The organism is uncultured Pontibacter sp., from assembly GCF_947499215.1.
Lineage (GTDB): Bacteria > Bacteroidota > Bacteroidia > Cytophagales > Hymenobacteraceae > Pontibacter.
Genome location: NZ_CANMNI010000001.1, coordinates 1,056,414 through 1,076,695, shown reverse-complemented (window position 1 = coordinate 1,076,695; position 20,282 = coordinate 1,056,414). Strand labels below are relative to the sequence as shown.

The window sequence follows — 20,282 nt, the reverse complement described above, 5'->3', positions numbered from 1 at the left end:
CCGCTACAGCGGCCAAATCACAGGCACAAGCAACAGAATCACTGTAATCAATATAAGGGTGAGTGGTGAGCCGATCCGGATGAAATCCCAGAAACGGTACTTGCCGGGGCTGTAGACCAGTATGCAGGCCGGTTCGAAAGGCGTGATAAGCGACACGGAGGCACCCAGCATGATGGCGATGGCAAAGGCTCTCGGGTCTGCGCTGAGTTCGACGGCTGCCCTTAACGCGACAGGTATAACGACCAGCGCCGCCGCCGCATTCGACATCGGTTGTGTGAGCAGCACGGTCAGGATCACGAAGCCCGCCAGTATACCTAATTTCCCCCCGATAGGCTCCAACACCTGCACAATACCCTGCGCCAGAAAATCGGCCGCTCCGGAATTCTCCATTGCGGAACCAAAGGCCGTCATACCACCTATCAGTATGAGCAGTCGCCAGTCGATGGCGCTATAGGCTTTTTCGGAACTAATGGCACGCAGCAGAATGCTGGCCACGGCAGCGGATAGAAAAGCAATGGAAAGAGGTAGCAACTGAAGCGTACCCACCAGAATGGCCAACGCAAAGCTGATGATCACAATCAGGCCTTTCTTCTTTTTATAGAGCACCGGCTCAAACTCGTCGAGCACCGCAATGTGGTTCGAGTTTCTGACCTGCTCGAAACGCTCCGGTGCGCCTTGTACCAGCAGCACGTCGCCCATACGCAGCCGGATGCTGCCGATTTTACTGCGCAGCGTATCCCCGTGGCGAGAAACGGCCAGCACCACCAAGCCAAAACGCCGCAGAAACTCTGACTCTTTTATAGTGCGGTTAATGAGGTTAGACTGCCGCGTAACCATAATCTCCGCCAGCCTGATATTCTCTGTCTGAAGATCTTTGGAGATGAGCGCATCAGCCATGATTTGCAGGCCTTTCGTCTCTTTCACTTTCATCAGGTTGTCGATATCTCCCTCGACAAGCAGAATGTCATTCTCGCGGATGCGTGTGCGGAAGTCGGGCAGGAAGTTCTCAGTGTTGCGGATAACATTGAGCATCCGAAGGTTGAGGGTGGTAAGGTCAGAGGCAAAAACCAGTTGACCGATAAGCGGGGAGTCAGGTTGCACAATAACCTCGGTGACAAACTTCTGGAGCTTGTATTCCTCTACCAGCGCTTGATCGTGGTGGCTGGGTAGCATTCGCTGCCCGATGGTCATCATGTAAATCATGCCCACGACGAAAATGACGAAACCTATACCTGATATCTCAAAAAGCCCTATCGGCTCCAATCCCGCCTTGGCAATGTAGCCGCTTACCGCCACGTTTGTAGATGTGCCGATGAGTGTGCAGGTGCCACCCAGAATGGCGGCGTAGGCCAATGGCATCAGCAACTTGGAGGCACTCATGTTAATCCGTTTGGAGAGGCCTACGAGCGGGGTAATGAACATGGCCGTAACGGTTGTGTTGTTCATGAAGGCGGACACCACGCCTGTCACCGTCATGATGGTCAGCAGCATGAGGTTGTTACTGCGCTGCGCCAGCCTGACCAGCCGCACCACCGCAAAGTCCAGTATGCCGGTCTCCTCAAGGGCGGCACTCAAAATAAAGATGGAGGCGATAATGATGATAAAGTCACTGCTGAATCCGGCAAAGGCCTCTTCGGGCGTGATAATGCGCAGTCCTGCCAATATGATCAGCATGAGCAGGGTGACCAGTTCGATAGACACCTTTTCGGTGGCGAAAAGCACCACCGCAATTATAAGTAGCGTCAGGACAATGGCTATTTCCATAGAGCGTTTTCGGGGGAAAGTACACCCCAATAGAAGGTGTAGCAACGGCTTTTACGTGACAAAGCCGCGCCCGATAATGCACTATGGAAAATATTTGCGGATCTGAAGGGTTTTTAATTTTACACCAGCGCCTCGTCAATGGAAGTCAGGATGATCTGACAGGCCTCGCGTATCTGCTCCTCAGTGATGGTGAGGGGCGGGGCGATGCGCATGGAGTTGTCGCAGAAAAGGAACCAGTCCGTCAGTACGCCATTCAGAATAGCCTGATCGATTACCGCCTTCAGTACCTCAAACGACTCAAACTCAGCGGCCATCATGAGGCCTTGGTTGCGGATGCCTTTGATGCGTGGGTGTACCAACAGTTGCTTGAAGAGATTCGCTTTCTCTTCCACACCAGCCAGCAGGTTTTCTTCCTGTATCGTTTGCAGGGTAGCCAGTGAGGCGGCACAGGACACAGGATGCCCGCCAAAAGTTGTCAGGTGACCGAGAATCGGGTCGTTTTTGAACACGCCCATGATCTCCTGTGGCGCGATAAAGGCCCCGATCGGCATACCACCGCCCATACCTTTGGCACAGAGGAGGATGTCAGGCTCGATGCCGAACTGCTCAAATGCCCAGAAGGTACCCGTACGCCCGAAGCCGGTCTGTATCTCGTCGAGTATAAGCAACGCGCCCACCTCGGTGCAGCGGGCACGGAGCGCCTGCATGTAGCTAATCTCCGGCACACGCACGCCGGCCTCGCCCTGCACCGTCTCGATGATGATGGCGGCTGTGCGTTCAGTAATCTGCTCCAAGTCAGGTATAGCGCCGTGGTTGATGATGCGGACGTCGGGCAGCAGTGGCCGGAAGGCGTTCTTGAAACCCTCACTGCCATTGACAGAAAGGGCACCCTGCGTAGAGCCATGGTAGGCGTTGCGGCAGGAGACAAACTCTGTGCGACCGGTATAGCGCTTGGCCAATTTCATGGCACCCTCTACGGCCTCGGTGCCGGAGTTGAGCAGGTATACATTGTTAAGTCTAGGAGGCAGTGTGCTACAGAGTGCCTGCGCCAACTGCACTTGCGGCCCCTGCACAAACTCGCCATACACCATTAGGTGCATGTAGCGATCCAGTTGCTCGTGTATGGCCCGCAGCACTTTCGGATGCCGGTGTCCCACATTGCTCACGCCTATACCTGAAATCAGGTCAATGTAGCGATGGCCGTCGCTGCCGTACATGTAAATTCCCTCTGCCTTCTCCACCTCGATCATCAGCGGAAAGTCGCTCGTCTGCGCTTGGTGCTGCAGAAACAGTTGCCTTAATGATACCATGCTGCAAAGGTAGGCAATTTTGGAGCTATCGCATCATGGCGCTCATGCCTCCGTCTACTATAGTGGTTTGCCCGGTTATGTAGCTCGCAGCATCGGAACAGAGCCAAAGTATGGCGTAGGCAGCCTCTTTGGGATCTGCGATTCGCTTTTGCGGTATGTAAGAGAGGTACATCTGCTCAATCTCCGGCAGTTTGGTTTTGTCCCCATTCACCTGTGACTCAAAGGCTTTTTGCAGCATGGGCGTACGGTGTGCGCCGGGAGCGAGCACGTTGATGCGGATGTTGGAGGTTGCCACTTCCTGCGCGGCGGATTTTGCCAAGGCGATAATAGCAGCTTTGGCTGCTGAGTAGAGCGAGCCCATGGCTGCGCCTCCCAGCCCATTGATGCTGGCCACATTGACGATAGCTCCTCCAGATGGTTTCTGTTCGAGCATCAGCTTGATCTCCTGCTTCATGCAAAGCCAGACCCCGCGCAGGTTGGCACCCATGGCATCCTCGTACTCATGTGGCTCAAACTCATGCAGCGGTTTGCCTATACCTGCTTCTTGGGCAGCATTGTTTACCGCTATATCCAGCCGGCCGAATCTGTTTTGTATTTCATGGAAAAGCGCAAAGATCGTGTCGTTGTTGCTGTTGTCGGTCTGAATGTAAACAGGTTGCAAGGGGGTAGTAGGTAGGGAAGCAAGGGCGGCGTCCCCTTTTTCTTTGTTGCGACCTGTGATGATCACTTGGGCACCCGACTCCACCAAAAGCTGTGCTGTGGCCAAACCAATGCCTGATGTCCCGCCTGTTACCAGCGCTGTCTTACCTTCGAAGTTATAGTGTACCTGTTGCATAGCAATCGCTTCTTAGTTCTCTAATCATAACGGAAATGCCTGAGAATTGCTGCTTTCCCAGTTGAAACACTCGCAGGAGTTTAAGCTAATCAAAATGAGGAAATGGCGGCAGTCTTAGCACAAAATTAGGTGTGTTTGTTTTTGATAGACCATCAAAAGGAGTTGGTCGATAGATTTAGACCATTTATCAAATATTACCAATATTTAATAAATGGCACATTAATTGTCTGGAGAGAAGTCAGTATTTTCGTAAATTAATTCAAATTATCTCCAGCCTCATGAGAACAATCTTTACGTTTTTTCTGCTCTTAAGTAGTGTAGGGGGGCTTTGTGCCCAAGCCAAGTATACCATCAGCGGCTACGTGCGCGAAAAAGGCAGCGGTGAGTCGCTGATCGGGGTGAGCGTATACCTACCCGGTACCTCTACGGGTACGACCTCTAACACCTATGGCTTTTACTCTTTAACGCTACCGGCTCAGCAGGACTCTCTCACGCTGCTCTTCTCCTACATTGGCTTTAAGCCGGTCGCTAAAAAGGTGATTCTCCGCCAAAGCACCGAAATGGATGTGGAGCTGCAATCGGAAGCGGTCCTCAAAGAGGTGGAGATTGTGGCACAGCGCGTGGAGCGGGTAAGCGAGTCGGCATTGATGAGCACGATCGATATACCTGTTTCTCAGATCAAAAATCTGCCGGCGCTGCTGGGCGAAAAAGACGTGATGAAGGTAATGCAACTCATGCCCGGTGTGCAGTCAGGCAGCGAAGGCAACAGCGGCATTTATGTGCGTGGCGGTGGGCCGGACCAGAACCTGATTATTCTGGATGACGCCACGGTGTACAATGCCTCCCACCTGTTCGGCTTCTTCTCACTTTTCAACGGCGACGCCCTTAAAAGTGTCGAGCTGACCAAAGGAGGCTTCCCGGCAAGGTATGGCGGCAGGCTTTCTTCCGTGATCGAGCTGAACATGAAGGACGGCAACAAGGAAGAACTGCACGGCGAAGGGGGAATTGGCTTGCTGTCGTCGCGTCTTATGTTGGAGGGGCCTATCAAAAAAGGGAAATCATCTTTCCTGATCTCTGGCAGACGCACATATGCCGATATTTTAGCCCGCCCTTTTATGCCGAAAAACGAGCGTCCCGGCTATTATTTCTATGACCTTAATACTAAGTTAAACTATGACTTTGGCAGGAAGAACAAGTTATACCTGAGCGGCTATTTCGGTGAGGACAAGTTCTCCTACAAGGAGAAATACGATGGAGAGGTAGAAGAGGCAGGCTTTAACTGGGGCAATGCCACCGGTACGCTGCGCTGGAACCACCTTTTCAATGACAGGCTGTTTTCCAATGCCTCACTTATTTTCAGCCGCTATCAATTTAATATCTATACCGAAGAGAAGTCAAAGGATGCTGAGTACAGCCTCCGCTATTCCTCTGGCATCCGGGACTTCGGGCTGAAATACGACCTAGACTTTCTGCCCAACCCGCAACACTCCATCAGGGCTGGTTTGCTTAGTACCTACCATCGCTTCAGCCCAAGTGCTATCGTGGTAAAAGATTCTGACATTGATAAGCTGGAAAGCAAAGTAGAGAATATTGATGTGCTGGAGTCAGCGGTGTACATAGAGGATACCTATAAACCCTTTGAGCGACTGCGCCTGAACGGCGGTCTGCGCCTGAGTCATTTCTATGCGAAGGGGAAAAGCTATTTTAACCCCGAGCCACGCCTTTCCGCTTCCTATAGCCTGCGAACCGATTTAGCCGTGAAAGGGTCTTTCTCACAGATGAGCCAATATGTGCACCTGCTCACCAACACGGGCATCGGCCTGCCGACAGATTTGTGGGTGCCTACAACGAGCAAAGTGGCGCCGCAGCGCTCAAGACAGGTAGCGCTCGGGGTGGCGAAAGATTTCCTCGACCGTGATCTGGCTCTTACTGTCGAAGGCTATTATAAAAAGTCCGACGACATTATTGGGTACAAAGAAGGCGCTAGTTTCCTGCTGATAGAAGACCCCACGTCGGCGGAGAAAATAAGCTGGGAGGATAATATTACGAAGGGGCAAGGCTGGTCTTACGGTATAGAGGTGCTACTGCAGAAAAAGGTGGGCCGGCTGTCAGGATGGGCGGGCTATACCCTGTCGTGGACGCAGCTGCAATTCGACTCTCTGAACGCGGGAGAAAAATACTATGCCCGTTACGACCGCCGCCATGACGTGTCGCTTGTCGGAATCTACGAGCTGCGCAAAAACATTACGCTTTCCGGCACGTGGGTATACGGCACGGGCAACGCCATTTCCATGCCGATTGGCACATGGCAGGCGCCGCGCAATAATCCCTCTCGCAATGAAGCCGGAAGAACCGCTAACTATTGGAACATGAAGTCCACGCACTATGGCCCGATGAACGGCCATCGCATGGCCCCTTACCACCGCTTAGACTTGGGCATACAGTTTCACAAGTTGAAGAAGTGGGGAGAACGCACATGGGAGATCAGCTTTTACAATGCCTACAATCGAAGAAACCCATTCTTTTACTACCTCGACGAGCGCACTACGCATAATGGGGAGACTTATGAGTCAGAGACTAAGCTGAAGCAGATCACCCTCTTCCCGCTTATACCTTCTGTGAGCTACGGTTTTAAATTTTAGTGGTGAGAGAATCAGTTAAAAATAAAATCATGAGACTGAAAAACTATTTACTGGCAGTAATGATTATAGCTGCCATCGCCCTGCAGAGCTGCGAGAAAGACGTTGAAAATTTTGATATAAGCACCAAGCCGATGCTTGTGACTACCGCCTTCCTATCACCGCAGGACACGATTCTGACAGTGGAGGTGAAACTAACACAGCCTGCCATTGGCAAACAGCTATCCGAGGAGCAGCTGAAGGTGAAAAATGCGACTGTTGTTTTATCGGATGGGACTCAGCAAACGCAATTGGAATATGACGAAAAACATAACAAATATTTCGCACCTATGGCATCGCTTCCAATTGTTAGTGGCAAAGCCTATTTTCTGCGTGTAACAACTCCAACCGGTGAGAAGGCGGAAGCCGAGTGTGTAGTGCCATCTTTGGAAGGAATTCATTTTACGGGGCTTCATTATGAGACCAATACACAGGAGCAGTATGATTATTCATGGCTAATGCATGTAATCAACTTTAAATGGCAGGATGCCCCCGGCGTTGAGAATTACTATCATCTATCCGGCTACCGCTCATACGTACATGATATTGGTTACCCTGCAGTTAGAACTGTGCAGCATGAACCGTTTCACGCCGATCCTTTTAAAATATATGCACGTGATACTGAACAGGATGGACAAATCATGCAGTCTCCAAACTTTGGGTTGACCACTTCAGAAGAGGATCACGCGTCAAAACCATTCGCTATATACGCTGTGCTTGCTGTTACAGATAAGGCGTATTACGATTATCATCAATCTGTGATCAGTCAGGAGCGCAGTGGCAACAATCCTTTTGCGGAGCCAAAGCGAATCTATTCCAATATAAGAGGGGGCTTAGGCGTTTTTGCCGCTTATAACCAGATCAAGGTCGTGCGTATGGTTCAATAACCTTGGCTATTGGTGTTCTCCTCCGGCAATTAATCGTATAAAGGCAGGAGCCAATGCGAGATTGGTGATTATTTTGAACAAACTAAAAAAAGGAGGATATTATGCCACAGGGAGATAAATCATCATACACGGACAAGCAAAAGCGCCAAGCAGAGCACATTGAAGAGAGCTATGAGAAAAAAGGCGTGAGCCATGATGAAGCCGAGAAACGCGCATGGGCAACTGTGAACAAGCAAGACGGGGGCGGCAAAAAAAGCGGCTCCGGAAGAGGCAAATAAATACTGAATACAAAACAAACAAGGTATAAGAAAGGCCGGAAGTGATTGCTTCCGGCCTTTCTCGTCTATGGGTAATTGTTGGTATGCGCGTGCGGATCGTCTTCGTCCAGCGTGGCCGGTACTGTGGGTGGTATACCCTGCAGCGGACGGTTATGCGAAAAAGGGCGATTGCGCCAATCACCTTTACGTGCCTGCTGGCTCTTGTTCTGCTGGCGTGCATACATGACCAGTGCCACACCGGCTAACGCCACGAGGCCAGTGGCCGCCATTACTTTCGGGATGGTGTTGTCCGAAGGCGGTACTGAGAGCACGCCTTGCTCATCGGCTATAGCAGGTTGGTTTACGTAGCGGCCATGCCCGGGCACTGCTACGGACCAGAAGTCTTTCACCAGCTGCTCGAGTTGGCGCATCAGTTGCTCGCCTTCCATGGGGAGGCCATGACCCGTAGCAGCTATACTTGGGTTTAGGACCATCAACCGCTCAACTGAATGATGAGCAGCGCCCCAGTCGGAGGTGAAGTACTTCGGCGGTCCATGTACTTCTCGCTTCTGCGACATCACGGCCAGCATAGACTCCCCGTCGCGGGTAATGAAGGCGTCGCCGGCAAGCAGCACGCGGTCACGCTCCCTGAAGAAAGACACATGTCCGGCTGTGTGTCCGGGCGTGTGCACCCAGCGCCAGTCGGGTAGTCCCGGAACTGAGCCGTCAGGCGGTAGCAATTCGATGTTTTCGTGGATGTTAATCGGTTTTTTTGGGTATAGGAATGACATGTAGGCCATGCCGCCACCGCCCACGCTCGGATCTGGTGGGGGGTAGGAAGATTTACCAGTCAGGTATGGCATTTCGAGCGGATGCGCATATACAGGCACATCCCAGTCCTGTGCGAGTTCTTTTACTGCCCCGATGTGGTCAAAGTGGCCGTGAGTGAGCAAGATGGCTTTGGGTCGCTCATCCCCGAAAAGTTCCTGTGCCACTTTCCGGATCTTGTCGGCAGACCCATAAACACCGGTGTCAACCAAGACCCAAGAGCCGTCGGGTGCGCTGACAAAGAACAGGTTGACAAAGACGGTTTTGAGGCCCCACACACCGGGCGCAACCGGAAAGGCTTGTTTGTTTTCATGTACTGAAGTTCGGTAAGGAGTTTCCATAGGCATTCACCAATTATATGTTTTTGTGCAACAACACGAGCGGAATACTATAGTACGGCGGCCGTGACAATTGGCTGCGACAAAGCCAGATAATCAGTTGCAACGGACTCTTCCACTAGTTTTTTTATGCTTGCAGGTGGCACTACAACACAGTGGAGGCATGGTACGCGCTATTTGGCAGGGTAGTGACATCATAAACAAGGGCACACTTTTTGTGTTATATTGTCAGGAGGTTCTCGCTAAATTTAATGAGGCCATTGTTTCCTGATTGGCAGGAATTATTTATCTTTCTGAAAACGTTACATACACATGGTAAATTTATTTGTTCCCCCAAGCTATATGGCCGTGTACGCTAAGTGCGTAGATGCGACAATGCCGGCTTTTGAACCGGAAGAGTGGATAGAGGAAGGGAGAGTGTATCCTGTGAAACACTTTACGGAGCCCCTCAACCAAGGTGATGGCTTTGCTGTGACCATTATGGATGAGGACGGTGTAGAAATTCATCCATCTTCTTCCCATTGGAGTTTCGCCTCCACTAGGTTCGAATTATACACCCTTCATTTGAATTAATATCAAAACCGCTGATATTTTCGTTAACCAAAAGGCTGCCCCGGCAGCCTTTTTTCTTATCTATCAGGTATGGAGTAGATTTATATGTTAAGTATTTCGGAGTTCAATTCACTGTCGCCCCGACAGCAGGCCAGTCTAGTGCTGGATCAGGGGCGCTACCTTCATCACATCATCAGAGGCTGGTGCAAGATCGACCTCTACTGGTTTCACAACTACTATGTGGAGGTGTGGTTTCTGTACGACCTCAAAACGATCGGACTGGTGCGGGCCCTGACCAACAAGGCTTCGCTCGACCCTTATTTGGAAACCATTAAGCTCAAAGTCAAACCCTAGGCTAATTTCACCTTCAGGTGCGGCAAAACTTATGCTACCTTAATTCAGGAGGTTTGAAGTAATCCCGCGAAGGCATACTGAACAGGTATAAAATCAGAATTGGAAAAGATGATTGGCGATAGGTTTGTCAGTTTTTGATACTTTTGCAGGTATACGCATGGCGTATCACCCAAATAAAAAATAAATGAGAAAACAGCTACCAAAAAAAGATATCCTGTTAGTAAGTACCTCTACCACACACGGCACAGGCTACCTCGAACACTGCCAGAACGAGGTGAAAGAACTGCTGGGAGACAGAAAAAGCATCCTGTTTATACCTTACGCCCGCCCGGGGGGGATTTCACACAAAGACTATACAGCCAAAGCGCGCGAAGCTTTCGAGGCGATGGGTGTGCAACTAACCGGCGTGCACGAAGCGGCTGACCCTGTGGCGGCTGTGCAGCAGGCGGAGGCTGTGTTTATCGGTGGTGGTAATACTTTTTTACTTTTACGACAGCTATACGCTAACAAACTGATCGAACCGTTGCAGAAGCGGGTGGAGCAGGGAATGCCTTACATGGGAACCAGCGCCGGCACCAACGTGGCTGGCAAAACCATTGGCACTACCAACGACATGCCGATCGTGTTTCCGAAGTCATTTGATGCGCTGCAGCTCGTTCCCTTTAACATCAACCCGCACTATCTGGACCCTGAGCCGAATTCAACGCACATGGGCGAGACCCGCGAGACCCGTATCGAGGAGTTTCATGTGCACAACCGTCAGCCGGTGGTTGGTTTGCGTGAAGGCAGCATGCTGCGGGTGAAGGGGGAGAAGATCAGCCTGTTGGGACCGCATTCTGCCCGGATATTCCTGCAGGGGCAGAAGCCGATGGAGTTTAAGCCCAACGACGATATCAATTTCCTGCTCGAAGCTTATTAAAATACAAAAGCCCCTGCTATACCATAAGCAGGGGCTTTTTGTTGAAAAAGACAAGGCAAGATGCCATGCCCTTTTGCTGTTCTCACTATAATTATTATCTATAAAAAACTACTGTGCTTTGTTATTGGCTTCCAGTCTTTTCAGAAGCAGTTTTGTAAACTCCCGCTCGCTGCGGTACAGTTTGATAATCTGGTTTGAGGAGATTACGCGCTGGTAACGGGCCACGTATTCTTTCTCCAACTCCAGCTCTTTTTCGCGGGTACTGAACATGCCGTCCAATCGAGCTTTCGCCTCCTGATCGCTCAGCTCGTCCACATCTTGGCGGTAACCGCTGCGGTAGGAGCGCACCAGTTCGCGGCGCTTGGCCTCATACTCGTTGTAGAGGGGCCAGAACTTCTGTGACTGCTCGGCAGTAAGTCCCATCTTGTCAGTCAGGAAGGCCACCTTGGCAGCCTCTACGTTCTCTCTTCTATCCTGCGGACGTCCAGTCTGTGCCATGGCCGCGGAGCTGCCAATGAAGAAGGCGCAAAAAAGGGCAAGTATAAAAGTGTATTTTCTCATGGGTGTGTTAAAAGTCAGTCGTTTCTATTTGGTAGTATTCGAGTTCTTCTTCTGCGGCAGTTGCGCTCACATTGAGGAAATCAGCGGTCATCTCCTGCTCTGAAGTGACAGACAGCTCGGCAAAGTCGCCCGTCTCCAGCACTGCGTAGGTGCTCAGATAATCCATTATATCATCATCGGCCACTGTGGCTAGGTGGATAGCTTGCTCTTTAGATTGATCACGCAACTGTGTGAAATAAACTACGCCTACTACTAAAAGCAGTACCAACGGGGCCAGTGCCATACGCAGTGGCTTCCAAGCAGCTGCAGACCAAGGGGCAGGGCTATACCCGGCGCCGGCAGTGCGCTCCATGATCTGAGCAGGCAGTCTGTCGAAGTACTTGTCAGGCACCTCGTAGATGTTGCGCTTGGGCAGGTCGCTTAGTTTAAAATCGTTTTTCATGGTTAATGTACTTATCAGTTAGATAGCGGTAGAGCACTATAGTTTAATCTTGTTTAATAAATTCTTCAATTTTTTTTACGGCGTGGTGATAAGAGGCCTTTAAAGCACCTACCGAGGTGCCCAGAATCTCAGATATCTCCTCGTACTTGAGCTCGTCGTAATACTTCATGTTAAAGACCAGCCTTTGCTTGTCAGGCAGCCTCAGCAAAGCTTTTTGCAGTTTGAGCTGTATCTCATCTCCATCAATATGAGGCGACGAATCAATCTTTTCGGTGAGCTCGGCGGCCACGTCGTTTATGGGCAGAAAGAATTTTTTGCGCTTGCTCGACAGAAAGGTAAGGCACTCGTTGGTGGCGATACGGTAAAGCCAAGTATAAAGCTGCGCGTCCTGCCGGAAATTCTCCAGATTCTTCCATACCTTGATAAACACCTCCTGCGTGAGATCGTCGGCATCGTCGTGGTCGATCACCATCTTCCGGATGTGCCAGTAGATTTTCTGCTGGTACTTCCGAATCAGCTGGTTGAAGGCCAGATTACGGCTGTCGGGGTTGGCGAATTTCTCTAAAATATCTTTGTCTTCCACGTATTAGGTAGCAGGGGCAGGGCGGTTATACCTGTCTGAATATGCAATATAATGCATAAAAACAGAAGGGACTGCACTTTAACAGTACAGCCCCTTCCGTTTTTATAAAAAAGCTAAGGTATAGCCCTTTGTATTACTTGCGGCGAATCACACGCTCAGCGGCAGCCACGATATTCTCGGTGCTCAGTCCGTACTTTTCCATCAACTGGTCTGGCGTGCCAGACTCGCCGAACGAATCGTTTACAGCCACCATCTCCAGCGGAGTAGGCAGGTTACGACCCAGCAGCTGCGCTACTGCGTCACCCAGACCACCGTTCAACTGATGCTCTTCAGCTGTCACCACACACTTGGTCTTACCAGCAGATTTCAAGATAGCCTCGTCGTCCAGCGGCTTGATGGTGTGGATGTTGATAACCTCGGCGTTGATGCCTTTTTCAGCCAGTTTGTGACCCGCTTCGATGGCTTTCCAAACCAAGTGACCAGTGGCCAGAATGGTTACGTCTGTACCTTCGTTCAGCATCACGGCTTTACCGATCTCGAACTTCTGGTCAGCAGGTGTGAAGTTAGGAACGGCCGGACGACCGAAACGCAGGTATACCGGACCTTCGTGCTCAGCAATCGCGATGGTAGCGGCTTTGGTCTGGTTAAAGTCGCATGGGTTGATCACGGTCATGTGCGGCAGCATTTTCATCATGCCCACATCTTCCAGAATCTGGTGCGTAGCACCGTCCTCACCGAGCGTCAAACCGGCGTGCGAAGCGCATATTTTCACGTTCTTACCCGAATAGGCGATCGACTGACGAATCTGGTCGTACACACGGCCCGTCGAGAAGTTAGCAAACGTGCCTGTGAAAGGAATCTTGCCACCGATGGTCATACCGGCTGCCAGACCCATCATGTTGGCCTCGGCTATACCTACTTGAAAGAAACGCTCCGGAAACTCTTTCTCGAAGGCATCCATTTTAAGTGAGCCTGTTAGGTCAGCGCAAAGGGCTACTACATTCTCGTTAGTGCGGCCAAGCTCCAGTAAGCCAGCGCCAAAACCAGAACGGGTGTCTTTTTTCTCTGTATATTTAAATTCTTTCATTTCTCTTTTGCTTAGTAATCAGAAGCCTCTCTTACTGCCAACTGCTGAAGTGCGATCTCCAACTGCTCATCATTCGGCGCTACGCCGTGCCACTTGTGTGAGCCCATCATGAAGTCCACTCCGAAGCCCATCTCCGTGTTCATCAGGACCATCACTGGCTTGCCGTTGCCGGTAGCCTTCTTAGCGTCTTCCAACGCAGGCAGCAACAGCTCAAAGTTGTTGCCATCCGCCTCCAGTACATGCCAGCCGAATGCTTCGAACTTGGCACGCAGGTCGCCCAACGATAGAACCTCTTCGGTGCCACCATCAATCTGCTGGTAGTTGCGGTCCACGGTTGCAATCAGGTTGTCCACTTTGTTGTGGGCCGCGTACATGGCCGCTTCCCATACCTGACCTTCACCCAGCTCGCCGTCGCCCATCAGCACGTACACCAAGTTGCTGTCTTTGTTCAGCTTCTTGGTCTGTGCAGCACCTACTGCCACTGACAAGCCTTGACCGAGTGAGCCAGACGCTACACGGATGCCCGGAAGGCCTTCTTCAGTAGCCGGGTGGCCTTGCAGCCTTGAGTTGATCTTGCGGAAGGTAGCCAGTTCTGATACTTCAAAGAAGCCAGCGCGAGCCAACACACTGTACCATACCGGAGAGATGTGTCCATTGGAAAGGAAGAACAAGTCTTCGCCTTCGCCATTCATGTCAAACGGTTGCGCTTTGTAGTTCATCAGGCGGAAGTACAGCGACACGAAATAGTCCGTGCAGCCGAGCGAGCCGCCCGGGTGACCGGAGTTTACCGCATGCACCATGCGCACGATGTCACGGCGAACCTGTGCCGCAATCTCCTTAAGCTCGTCGATGCTTTTGTTGTGTGGGTTCACGATATAGAAATTAATTATTGATTGTTAAATTGTTTACTTGTTGATCTAGGGCTTAGGTTTGCTGTTTCGGGCTGCCCCGTTACTTGTTATACCTGAATGCGAATAAGAAGTACAAATATATAAACTAAAAAACGCAGCCGCCTAGAAGGACAGCTGCGTTTATAATTACTTTTTCAGGATCTGGGCGGCGTGGTCGGCCGTTTTCACTTTCGTAATGATGTCCTCGATGGTGCCGGCCTCGTCGATGACGAAGGTATAGCGCATGGTGCCCATATAATTGCGGCCATACATTGATTTCTCCTGCCAGACCCCATATTGCTCTACAAGCTGCTTCTCAGTGTCGGCCAGTAGGGTGAAGGGCAGTTCGTACTTGCTGATGAACTTCTGATGCGATTTTTCGCCGTCGATGCTCACACCGATCACTTCGTAGCCTTCCTGTTTCAGATCGCTGTAGTTGTCGCGCAGGTTGCAGCTCTGGGCGGTGCAGCCGGAAGTGTCATCTTTCGGGTAAAAATATAGTATAACCTTCTTGCCGCGGTAATCACTCAGTTTTACTGTGTTGCCGTTTTGATCTTTTGCCTCAAACTCTGGGGCCTTATCTCCGATTTTCAGTTCCATGGGTTTCTGTTTAGTAGCTGTTGTCGCAGGTATACGCTATACCTTACATCATCAGCTTTTTCAGTTTCATCCGGTACTAATGTCCTTTGCGAGTTGTCTTTTCCAAGAAAAACCGTTGCGCGAAGCAACCTGATTTTAGATGGTGGTAGTAAACACCGCTTCGTTTCCGGCGTTGTCTTTTACCTTCAGGACCACTTTGCCCGACAAAGGTATGCTTTTATCTAATTTTTCGGAGTATATGGTCGCAGTTTTATGCTCGTATTTCATGAGCACCCACTTACCGTTCACCTCGCAGCGGAAAGAATTGATGCCTGACAGGTCATCGCCAATCCTGAACCTGATTTGCGTTGTGCTTTTGCTCAGTAATTTAATGGTTGGAGCTTTGGTGTCTTCGAACACCTTGAACTTGCCCATACTGCGGGTGGAGAAGGTGATGCTGTTGCCATCCCAAACGCCGCCCATCATCCCGCGACCTCTGCCCAGTCCTATATAATACACAGCGGCTTTGCTCTTGTCAGTTACCGGTGTGCTTGGCGTGATCGTCACTTTGATGGCCTTGTGCAGCGGCGTGAAGTAGTCGCCGATGGTATACACGTCGCCCTCTTTTCTGGCTTGCAGGTATAGCGTGTCGTATAGACTCTCCTTATCGAAACGGATGGTCATTTCGCGACTGCTGAAGCTGTGCTCCTGACCCGAAGGTATAGCGGCCTGCAAGTCGAGTTGGGTTGAGGTGCCGCAGTACTCTAGCGACTCCGGCAAACCGCCGCGCAGGTCATAAAGGCTCACCGAGGCAGCTCCTTTGGTATAGCTTGGCACCAGCATCAGCCGTTGGTTGTTTACCACCATCTCTACGTTACGCGGTGTGGCCGACGTGTCGGAGGCGTTTACCTTTAATATATTGCCGATGATCTCAAAGCTCAGCTGCGGCTTGGTCACCTTGCCGTTCGCCGCCTGCGTGAAAGTCGGTTTCTGCCCCTTCACCACAAAAGTCAGGGTAGAGGCATTGTTGTAGGTGTCTTTCGCTACTAGTCGAACATGGTAGATCGAGTCGGCATGCACATCCAGCTTACCCCGGTTTTGCGGTGCGGTATAAAGCGGCAGGTCATTGCCATAGTCCACATAAGCCTTTTGAAAAGTGCGGCCTGTGCGGCGGTATACGTTATAGTTCACGTGCTGCGACACTTGCTTCGAAAGCTCAAATGGTACCCGGTCGATATGGTGATTGTATACCTGTTTGTCGTTCACAAATACCGTCACATCCTGCGTGCCGTTGCGGTTCTGGGTGTCGTCGTAGCGGTCAATGGTCTGTAATTCAAATCCAATCAGGCCATGGGCGTATACCGTGTCCGGCAAGGTATGGACGCCATTGGTTTTCTTTGGAGTAAACTCCTTACGCGCAAACTCCTGATTAATGCGGGCATAAATGTCTAGCGGCTGTATACCGAAACCCAGCAAGTCAGGAGGGGTGGTGTCGATGATCTCCTTGAAGCCCCAACGCAGCGGGTTGTACAGTCTGTCTTCCGAGTCTCGGATCTCAAAGTGCAGGTGCGGTCCGCCCGAGCCTCCTGTGTTACCGGACAGGGCGATGATTTGCCCTTTCTTTACCGGAAAGAGGTTCTTCTCCGGAAATAGCTCCAGCTCAAAGGTTTCCTTCTCGTACTGTTTCTGCAGTACGTAGTCAGACAGAGGATCGTAGAAAGCCAGCAAATGCGAGTAAGTGGTCGTGAGCCCATTCGGGTGCGTCACATAAATGATGTTGCCATACCCGTAAGTCGACATCTTCACACGCGAGATATACCCGTCTGCGGCAGCGTATACCGATAAACCTTCGCGCTGGTCGGTCTTGATGTCAAGTCCGCCATGGAAGTGGGTGGCGCGTATCTCGCCCATGGAGCCCGACAGGAAGTTGCGCTGCCCCGGCTTGATGGGAAACATAAAGTAGCCCTGTTCCGGCGCCGGTTGTGCGGCCGCTGCAAGGGTGGTGAAAACGTAAGCGAAAAGGAGCGCGAGGCGCTTATTTAATTTCAAAATCAAGTAGTTTTTTATCTTCAAAATAGCCTTCCAATCTGTCGCCGATCTGCACCGGACCCACTCCCTCAGGCGTACCTGTAAAGATAATATCGCCTTTCTTCAGGGTGATGAAGCGGGAGATATACGCGATGATGTCATCGAATGTGTTTAGCATCATCTTCGAGTTACCTTGCTGACGAGTCTCGCCGTTCACATCCAGCTTAAAGTTGATGTCTTGCAGGTCCTCGAACTGATCAAGCGGTAGAAACTCTGACACTGGGGCAGAGCCGTTGAAGCCTTTGGCCAGCGTCCAGGGAAGTCCCTTGGCTTTGGCCTTGGCCTGTAGGTCGCGAGCTGTGAAGTCTATACCTAATCCAATGGCATCGTAGTATTTGTGCGCAAACTTTTTGTCAATGTTCTTGCCTTCGCGGCTCACACGCAGAATCAGTTCTACCTCGTGGTGAATGTCCTGACTGTATTCCGGGTAGTAGAACGGCTCGTTGTTGCGGAGGATGGCTGTGTCAGGCTTAAAAAATATCACCGGTTCGTCCGGCACTTCATTTTTCAGTTCGGCTATGTGATCGGCGTAATTGCGGCCGATGGCGATTATCTTCATAAAATAGTAAGGGTGTATGCTTTATCGATTCTCAAAAATAGGCTATATCCGGTTTTAGTACAGCATGTTTCCGCAAAAAGAATCAATTAAAAGACAATTTTTTAGAGTAGCCCCTACCTGTGGAGGATAGTATCTCTTTTTATACTTTAACAAGACAAGGTCCGCTTTATTGTGCTGATGGAGCCTACAACATTTTATATTATAGCGTTCGTATACCTATGCAACTGACAGTTCAGTTTGCAACCTGTCATTTTGGGCTAGGTTGTACTTTGTTTTATCAGTTAAAGTATAGTAATTTTATCATATTAAACGATCCAAGCATACCTGACTCTCAAAATTGGTTCAAAATTTGAAAAGCCTTTTAAAGAGTCATTAAATTTAAAAACTATGTACAAGAAGTTAATCGCCTTTTCGATAGCGGTAGTGATGATGGTAGCCTGTACGACGGTGCCAATCACAGGCCGCAGACAGCTGAGTCTCGTGTCAGACGCGCAGATGATGCAAATGAGTTACGACGCCTACGACCAGTTCTTGAAAGAGAATAAACTGTCGCGTGATGCACAGGCCACGGCCATGGTAAAACGTACCGGACAGCGCATTCAACGCGCCGTGGAGCAATACATGGCTGCCAACAATATGTCAGACCAATTGCAAGGCTTCCAGTGGGAGCATAACCTGATCGAGGATGACCAAGTGAACGCTTGGGCCATGGCCGGTGGTAAGACGGTAACTTATACAGGTATACTGCCTATTGCCCAAAATGAGACAGGTCTTGCCGTGGTAATGGGCCACGAGATTGCCCACGCAATTGCTAAACACGGTAACGAACGCATGAGCCAGCAATTGGCCCAGCAGTTTGGTGGCCAGACGCTTTCTGCCCTATCAGGAAGCCAGCCGGGTGTGGCGCAGCAATTGATCATGACGGCCTATGGTGCCGGTTCTACGCTGGGTTTGCTGAAGTACGGCCGAGATCAAGAGAGCGAGGCTGACCGTTTGGGACTGATCTTTATGGCCATGGCTGGCTACAATCCGCAGGAGGCTATTCCTTTCTGGGAGCGTATGGAAGCTAAGGCTGGCGGTCAGGCGCCACCGGAGTTCCTGAGCACGCACCCAAGCGCAGGGACCCGTCGTGCTAAGCTGCAGCAATACATGCCGGAGGCCCTGAAATACTACAAGAAATAATTCACTCAACTTCCAACCTACATGACCACATCACCCTTTGCTACTAGTCGGCATCTTTTGCTGACCTGCCTGCGCTGGTCGCTGGCCCTGACCTTGATCTTACTCGTAGCCGCTGGCTGTACACGCCGCGAAGCCTTCCCTGAGGAAAGCGAAGAGGAGCCACTCGACGCGGATGCAGGGCCAGTTTATGACGGTCAGTTGCTGGCACAGGTGGTGTTTGATAGTGTAGACTATATTGTGCCAAAGCAGGAGTTGATGCAGCCTTTTATAAAAGAGTTTGGCAACGGAACAGTGGTGGATAGAGTGATGATCCGCAAGGTGCAGGACAATAAAGAGCTTCCGGCTTCTTACTATCTGGTGGGTTTAGGTATACGCAACGGTTCCTTCCGGTCTATGGCCTTGGAGTTAGATGTTGCGACTGACAACAGCTTATACCTGAGCAGCAAGTCCGTTAAGCACATGTGTGAAGCCAGTTCCGGCTGCGACTTCTGTTACTTTACGTTCGAGGACAACAAGATAACTGGTTGCCAATGTTCTATCAGAGCCGCAGGCTACGACTGCCGCCATAAGGTGCAGGAGGGGAATACCTTGCTGCAGGGCACCAGATTTAAGAATAATAGCAGAAACTAAACTTTGATTTTAAAAGCTAAAAAAGAGCGGGGCTGCCAGATTACTGGTAGCCCCGCTCTTTTTATTGGGTGTAGGATTTAGGAAACATTAAATCTTGAAAATCTTTTAATCCTGTTAGTTCTTGGGCTTGGTGCCTATGTACAGATCTAGGAAACACTACTCTGCATATTCCGCAGTCGGATGCGGGTCAGGATTTTTTTGGTGTAGAGGGGAAAGTCGCCTTTCATCATCCAGTCGTAGTAGCTTGGCTCTTTGCTCAGTACTTCCTCCACGGGCACGTTGCGGTGCTTGCCGAAGTTAAAGACTTCCTGCCCGGCATTGTTGTACACAATGCGACCTGCCAAATCAGCGGACTTCTCGAACGTGAACTTGTGTAGCTGGGCCATATCGTTTTGGATCGGCGTTTCCTCTATCCCTTCAGCCACTTCCACCACCGTGTTTTCGTAGCGTTCTAGTTGTGCTTTCAGGATGTGGTAAGTCGCTACGGTGTCGGCCTCGGCACTGTGGGCGTTTTCCAGCGACTGGTTGCAGTAGTATTTGTAAGCAGCCGATAGCGTGCGCTTCTCCATCATATGGAAAATACGGCAGGCGTCCACCACGTTGCGATTGTCTATGTCAAAATCTATACCTACCCGCAGAAACTCCTCCGCCAGTAAAGGAATATCGAAGCGCACCAAGTTGTAACCGCCCAGATCGCAGCCTTCCAAAAACTGATGCAGGTTGCGGGCTACTTGTTGAAAAGTAGGGCAATCTTTTACGTCCTCGTCGTAAATCTTGTGTATTAGGCTCGACTCCAGCGGGATCGGCACGGTCGGGTTGATGCGACGCGTTTTGAGGATCTCCTCGCCGTCGGGCTTCACTTTCAGCACGCTGATCTCCACGATGCGGTCTTTGCAAATGTCGGTGCCGGTCGTTTCGAGGTCAAAGAATACGATGGGGCGCTTCAGGTTCAGTTTCAT

Annotated in this window: 21 protein-coding genes; 8 read left to right on the top strand and 13 right to left on the bottom strand. The window is 50.7% G+C overall.

Features of this window, described 5'->3' with window-relative positions; translation table 11 throughout:
- Positions 1-3 precede the first annotated feature (3 nt).
- The 3 genes from Q1A04_RS04685 to Q1A04_RS04675 form a co-directional block, all read right to left on the bottom strand.
- Entirely contained in the window at positions 4-1,764 is a 1,761-nt protein-coding gene (locus Q1A04_RS04685) for an SLC13 family permease (RefSeq protein WP_299701889.1), read from the bottom strand.
- A gap of 119 nt (positions 1,765-1,883) precedes the next feature.
- Entirely contained in the window at positions 1,884-3,074 is a 1,191-nt protein-coding gene (locus Q1A04_RS04680; protein ID WP_299701886.1) for an aspartate aminotransferase family protein, read from the bottom strand.
- 25 nt (positions 3,075-3,099) lie between these two features.
- Entirely contained in the window at positions 3,100-3,909 is an 810-nt protein-coding gene (locus Q1A04_RS04675; RefSeq protein ID WP_299701883.1) for an SDR family oxidoreductase, read from the bottom strand.
- A gap of 278 nt (positions 3,910-4,187) precedes the next feature.
- Here Q1A04_RS04675 and Q1A04_RS04670 point away from each other — a divergent pair, with 278 nt between their 5' ends.
- The 3 genes from Q1A04_RS04670 (at position 4,188) to Q1A04_RS04660 (ending at position 7,752) form a co-directional block, all read left to right on the top strand.
- Entirely contained in the window at positions 4,188-6,551 is a 2,364-nt protein-coding gene (locus tag Q1A04_RS04670; RefSeq protein WP_299701880.1) for a carboxypeptidase-like regulatory domain-containing protein, read from the top strand.
- Between the two features lie 29 nt (positions 6,552-6,580).
- Entirely contained in the window at positions 6,581-7,474 is an 894-nt protein-coding gene (locus Q1A04_RS04665) for a DUF4249 domain-containing protein (RefSeq protein WP_299701877.1), read from the top strand.
- A 101-nt stretch (positions 7,475-7,575) separates the two neighbouring features.
- Positions 7,576-7,752 (top strand): hypothetical protein, encoded by a 177-nt coding sequence (locus tag Q1A04_RS04660; protein ID WP_299701874.1) that lies wholly within the window; start codon positions 7,576-7,578, stop codon positions 7,750-7,752.
- A 65-nt stretch (positions 7,753-7,817) separates the two neighbouring features.
- Here Q1A04_RS04660 and Q1A04_RS04655 read toward each other — a convergent pair whose 3' ends face one another.
- Entirely contained in the window at positions 7,818-8,900 is a 1,083-nt protein-coding gene (locus Q1A04_RS04655; protein WP_299701871.1) for an MBL fold metallo-hydrolase, read from the bottom strand.
- A 309-nt stretch (positions 8,901-9,209) separates the two neighbouring features.
- Between Q1A04_RS04655 and Q1A04_RS04650 the strand changes: the two genes are divergently transcribed.
- The 3 genes from Q1A04_RS04650 (at position 9,210) to pepE (ending at position 10,722) form a co-directional block, all read left to right on the top strand.
- Positions 9,210-9,470, top strand: coding sequence for a hypothetical protein (locus Q1A04_RS04650; RefSeq protein ID WP_299701868.1), 261 nt, complete (start codon positions 9,210-9,212; stop codon positions 9,468-9,470).
- A gap of 84 nt (positions 9,471-9,554) precedes the next feature.
- On the top strand, positions 9,555-9,803 hold the full coding sequence (locus Q1A04_RS04645; protein WP_299701865.1) for a hypothetical protein: 249 nt from the start codon (positions 9,555-9,557) through the stop codon (positions 9,801-9,803).
- Between the two features lie 184 nt (positions 9,804-9,987).
- On the top strand, positions 9,988-10,722 hold the full coding sequence (pepE, locus tag Q1A04_RS04640; RefSeq protein ID WP_299701862.1) for a dipeptidase PepE: 735 nt from the start codon (positions 9,988-9,990) through the stop codon (positions 10,720-10,722).
- Positions 10,723-10,830: 108 nt separating this feature from the next.
- Here pepE and Q1A04_RS04635 read toward each other — a convergent pair whose 3' ends face one another.
- The 8 genes from Q1A04_RS04635 to Q1A04_RS04600 all read right to left on the bottom strand — a co-directional run bounded on the left by Q1A04_RS04635 (position 10,831) and on the right by Q1A04_RS04600 (position 17,511).
- A complete protein-coding gene (locus Q1A04_RS04635) occupies positions 10,831-11,283 on the bottom strand; it encodes a hypothetical protein (RefSeq protein ID WP_299701860.1) in 453 nt (150 codons plus the stop codon).
- Between the two features lie 7 nt (positions 11,284-11,290).
- Positions 11,291-11,725: a hypothetical protein gene (locus Q1A04_RS04630; protein ID WP_299701858.1), complete on the bottom strand. Its 435-nt coding sequence runs from the start codon at positions 11,723-11,725 to the stop codon at positions 11,291-11,293.
- Between the two features lie 43 nt (positions 11,726-11,768).
- Positions 11,769-12,308, bottom strand: a complete 540-nt coding sequence (locus Q1A04_RS04625) for an RNA polymerase sigma factor (protein ID WP_299701856.1) — start codon at positions 12,306-12,308, stop codon at positions 11,769-11,771.
- A 133-nt stretch (positions 12,309-12,441) separates the two neighbouring features.
- Positions 12,442-13,395, bottom strand: coding sequence for a transketolase family protein (locus Q1A04_RS04620; protein WP_299701854.1), 954 nt, complete (start codon positions 13,393-13,395; stop codon positions 12,442-12,444).
- A gap of 11 nt (positions 13,396-13,406) precedes the next feature.
- Positions 13,407-14,267: a transketolase gene (locus tag Q1A04_RS04615; protein WP_299701852.1), complete on the bottom strand. Its 861-nt coding sequence runs from the start codon at positions 14,265-14,267 to the stop codon at positions 13,407-13,409.
- A gap of 165 nt (positions 14,268-14,432) precedes the next feature.
- Positions 14,433-14,885: a thioredoxin-dependent thiol peroxidase gene (gene bcp, locus Q1A04_RS04610; protein WP_299701850.1), complete on the bottom strand. Its 453-nt coding sequence runs from the start codon at positions 14,883-14,885 to the stop codon at positions 14,433-14,435.
- Positions 14,886-15,020: 135 nt separating this feature from the next.
- A complete protein-coding gene (locus Q1A04_RS04605) occupies positions 15,021-16,913 on the bottom strand; it encodes a M23 family metallopeptidase (protein WP_299701848.1) in 1,893 nt (630 codons plus the stop codon).
- Positions 16,900-17,511 carry a fumarylacetoacetate hydrolase family protein gene (locus Q1A04_RS04600; RefSeq protein ID WP_299701846.1) on the bottom strand — a complete coding sequence of 204 codons (612 nt, stop codon included), beginning with the start codon at positions 17,509-17,511 and terminating at the stop codon, positions 16,900-16,902. Before Q1A04_RS04600 ends, Q1A04_RS04605 begins: the two co-directional genes overlap by 14 nt.
- 387 nt (positions 17,512-17,898) lie before the next feature.
- On the opposite strand from Q1A04_RS04600, the gene Q1A04_RS04595 reads away from it, so the two are divergent.
- Both Q1A04_RS04595 and Q1A04_RS04590 read left to right on the top strand, forming a co-directional pair.
- Positions 17,899-18,693, top strand: coding sequence for a M48 family metallopeptidase (locus Q1A04_RS04595; protein ID WP_299701844.1), 795 nt, complete (start codon positions 17,899-17,901; stop codon positions 18,691-18,693).
- A gap of 21 nt (positions 18,694-18,714) precedes the next feature.
- Entirely contained in the window at positions 18,715-19,323 is a 609-nt protein-coding gene (locus Q1A04_RS04590; RefSeq protein ID WP_299701842.1) for a hypothetical protein, read from the top strand.
- Between the two features lie 146 nt (positions 19,324-19,469).
- Here Q1A04_RS04590 and Q1A04_RS04585 read toward each other — a convergent pair whose 3' ends face one another.
- Positions 19,470-20,282 carry a 3'-5' exonuclease gene (locus Q1A04_RS04585; RefSeq protein ID WP_299701840.1) on the bottom strand — a complete coding sequence of 271 codons (813 nt, stop codon included), beginning with the start codon at positions 20,280-20,282 and terminating at the stop codon, positions 19,470-19,472.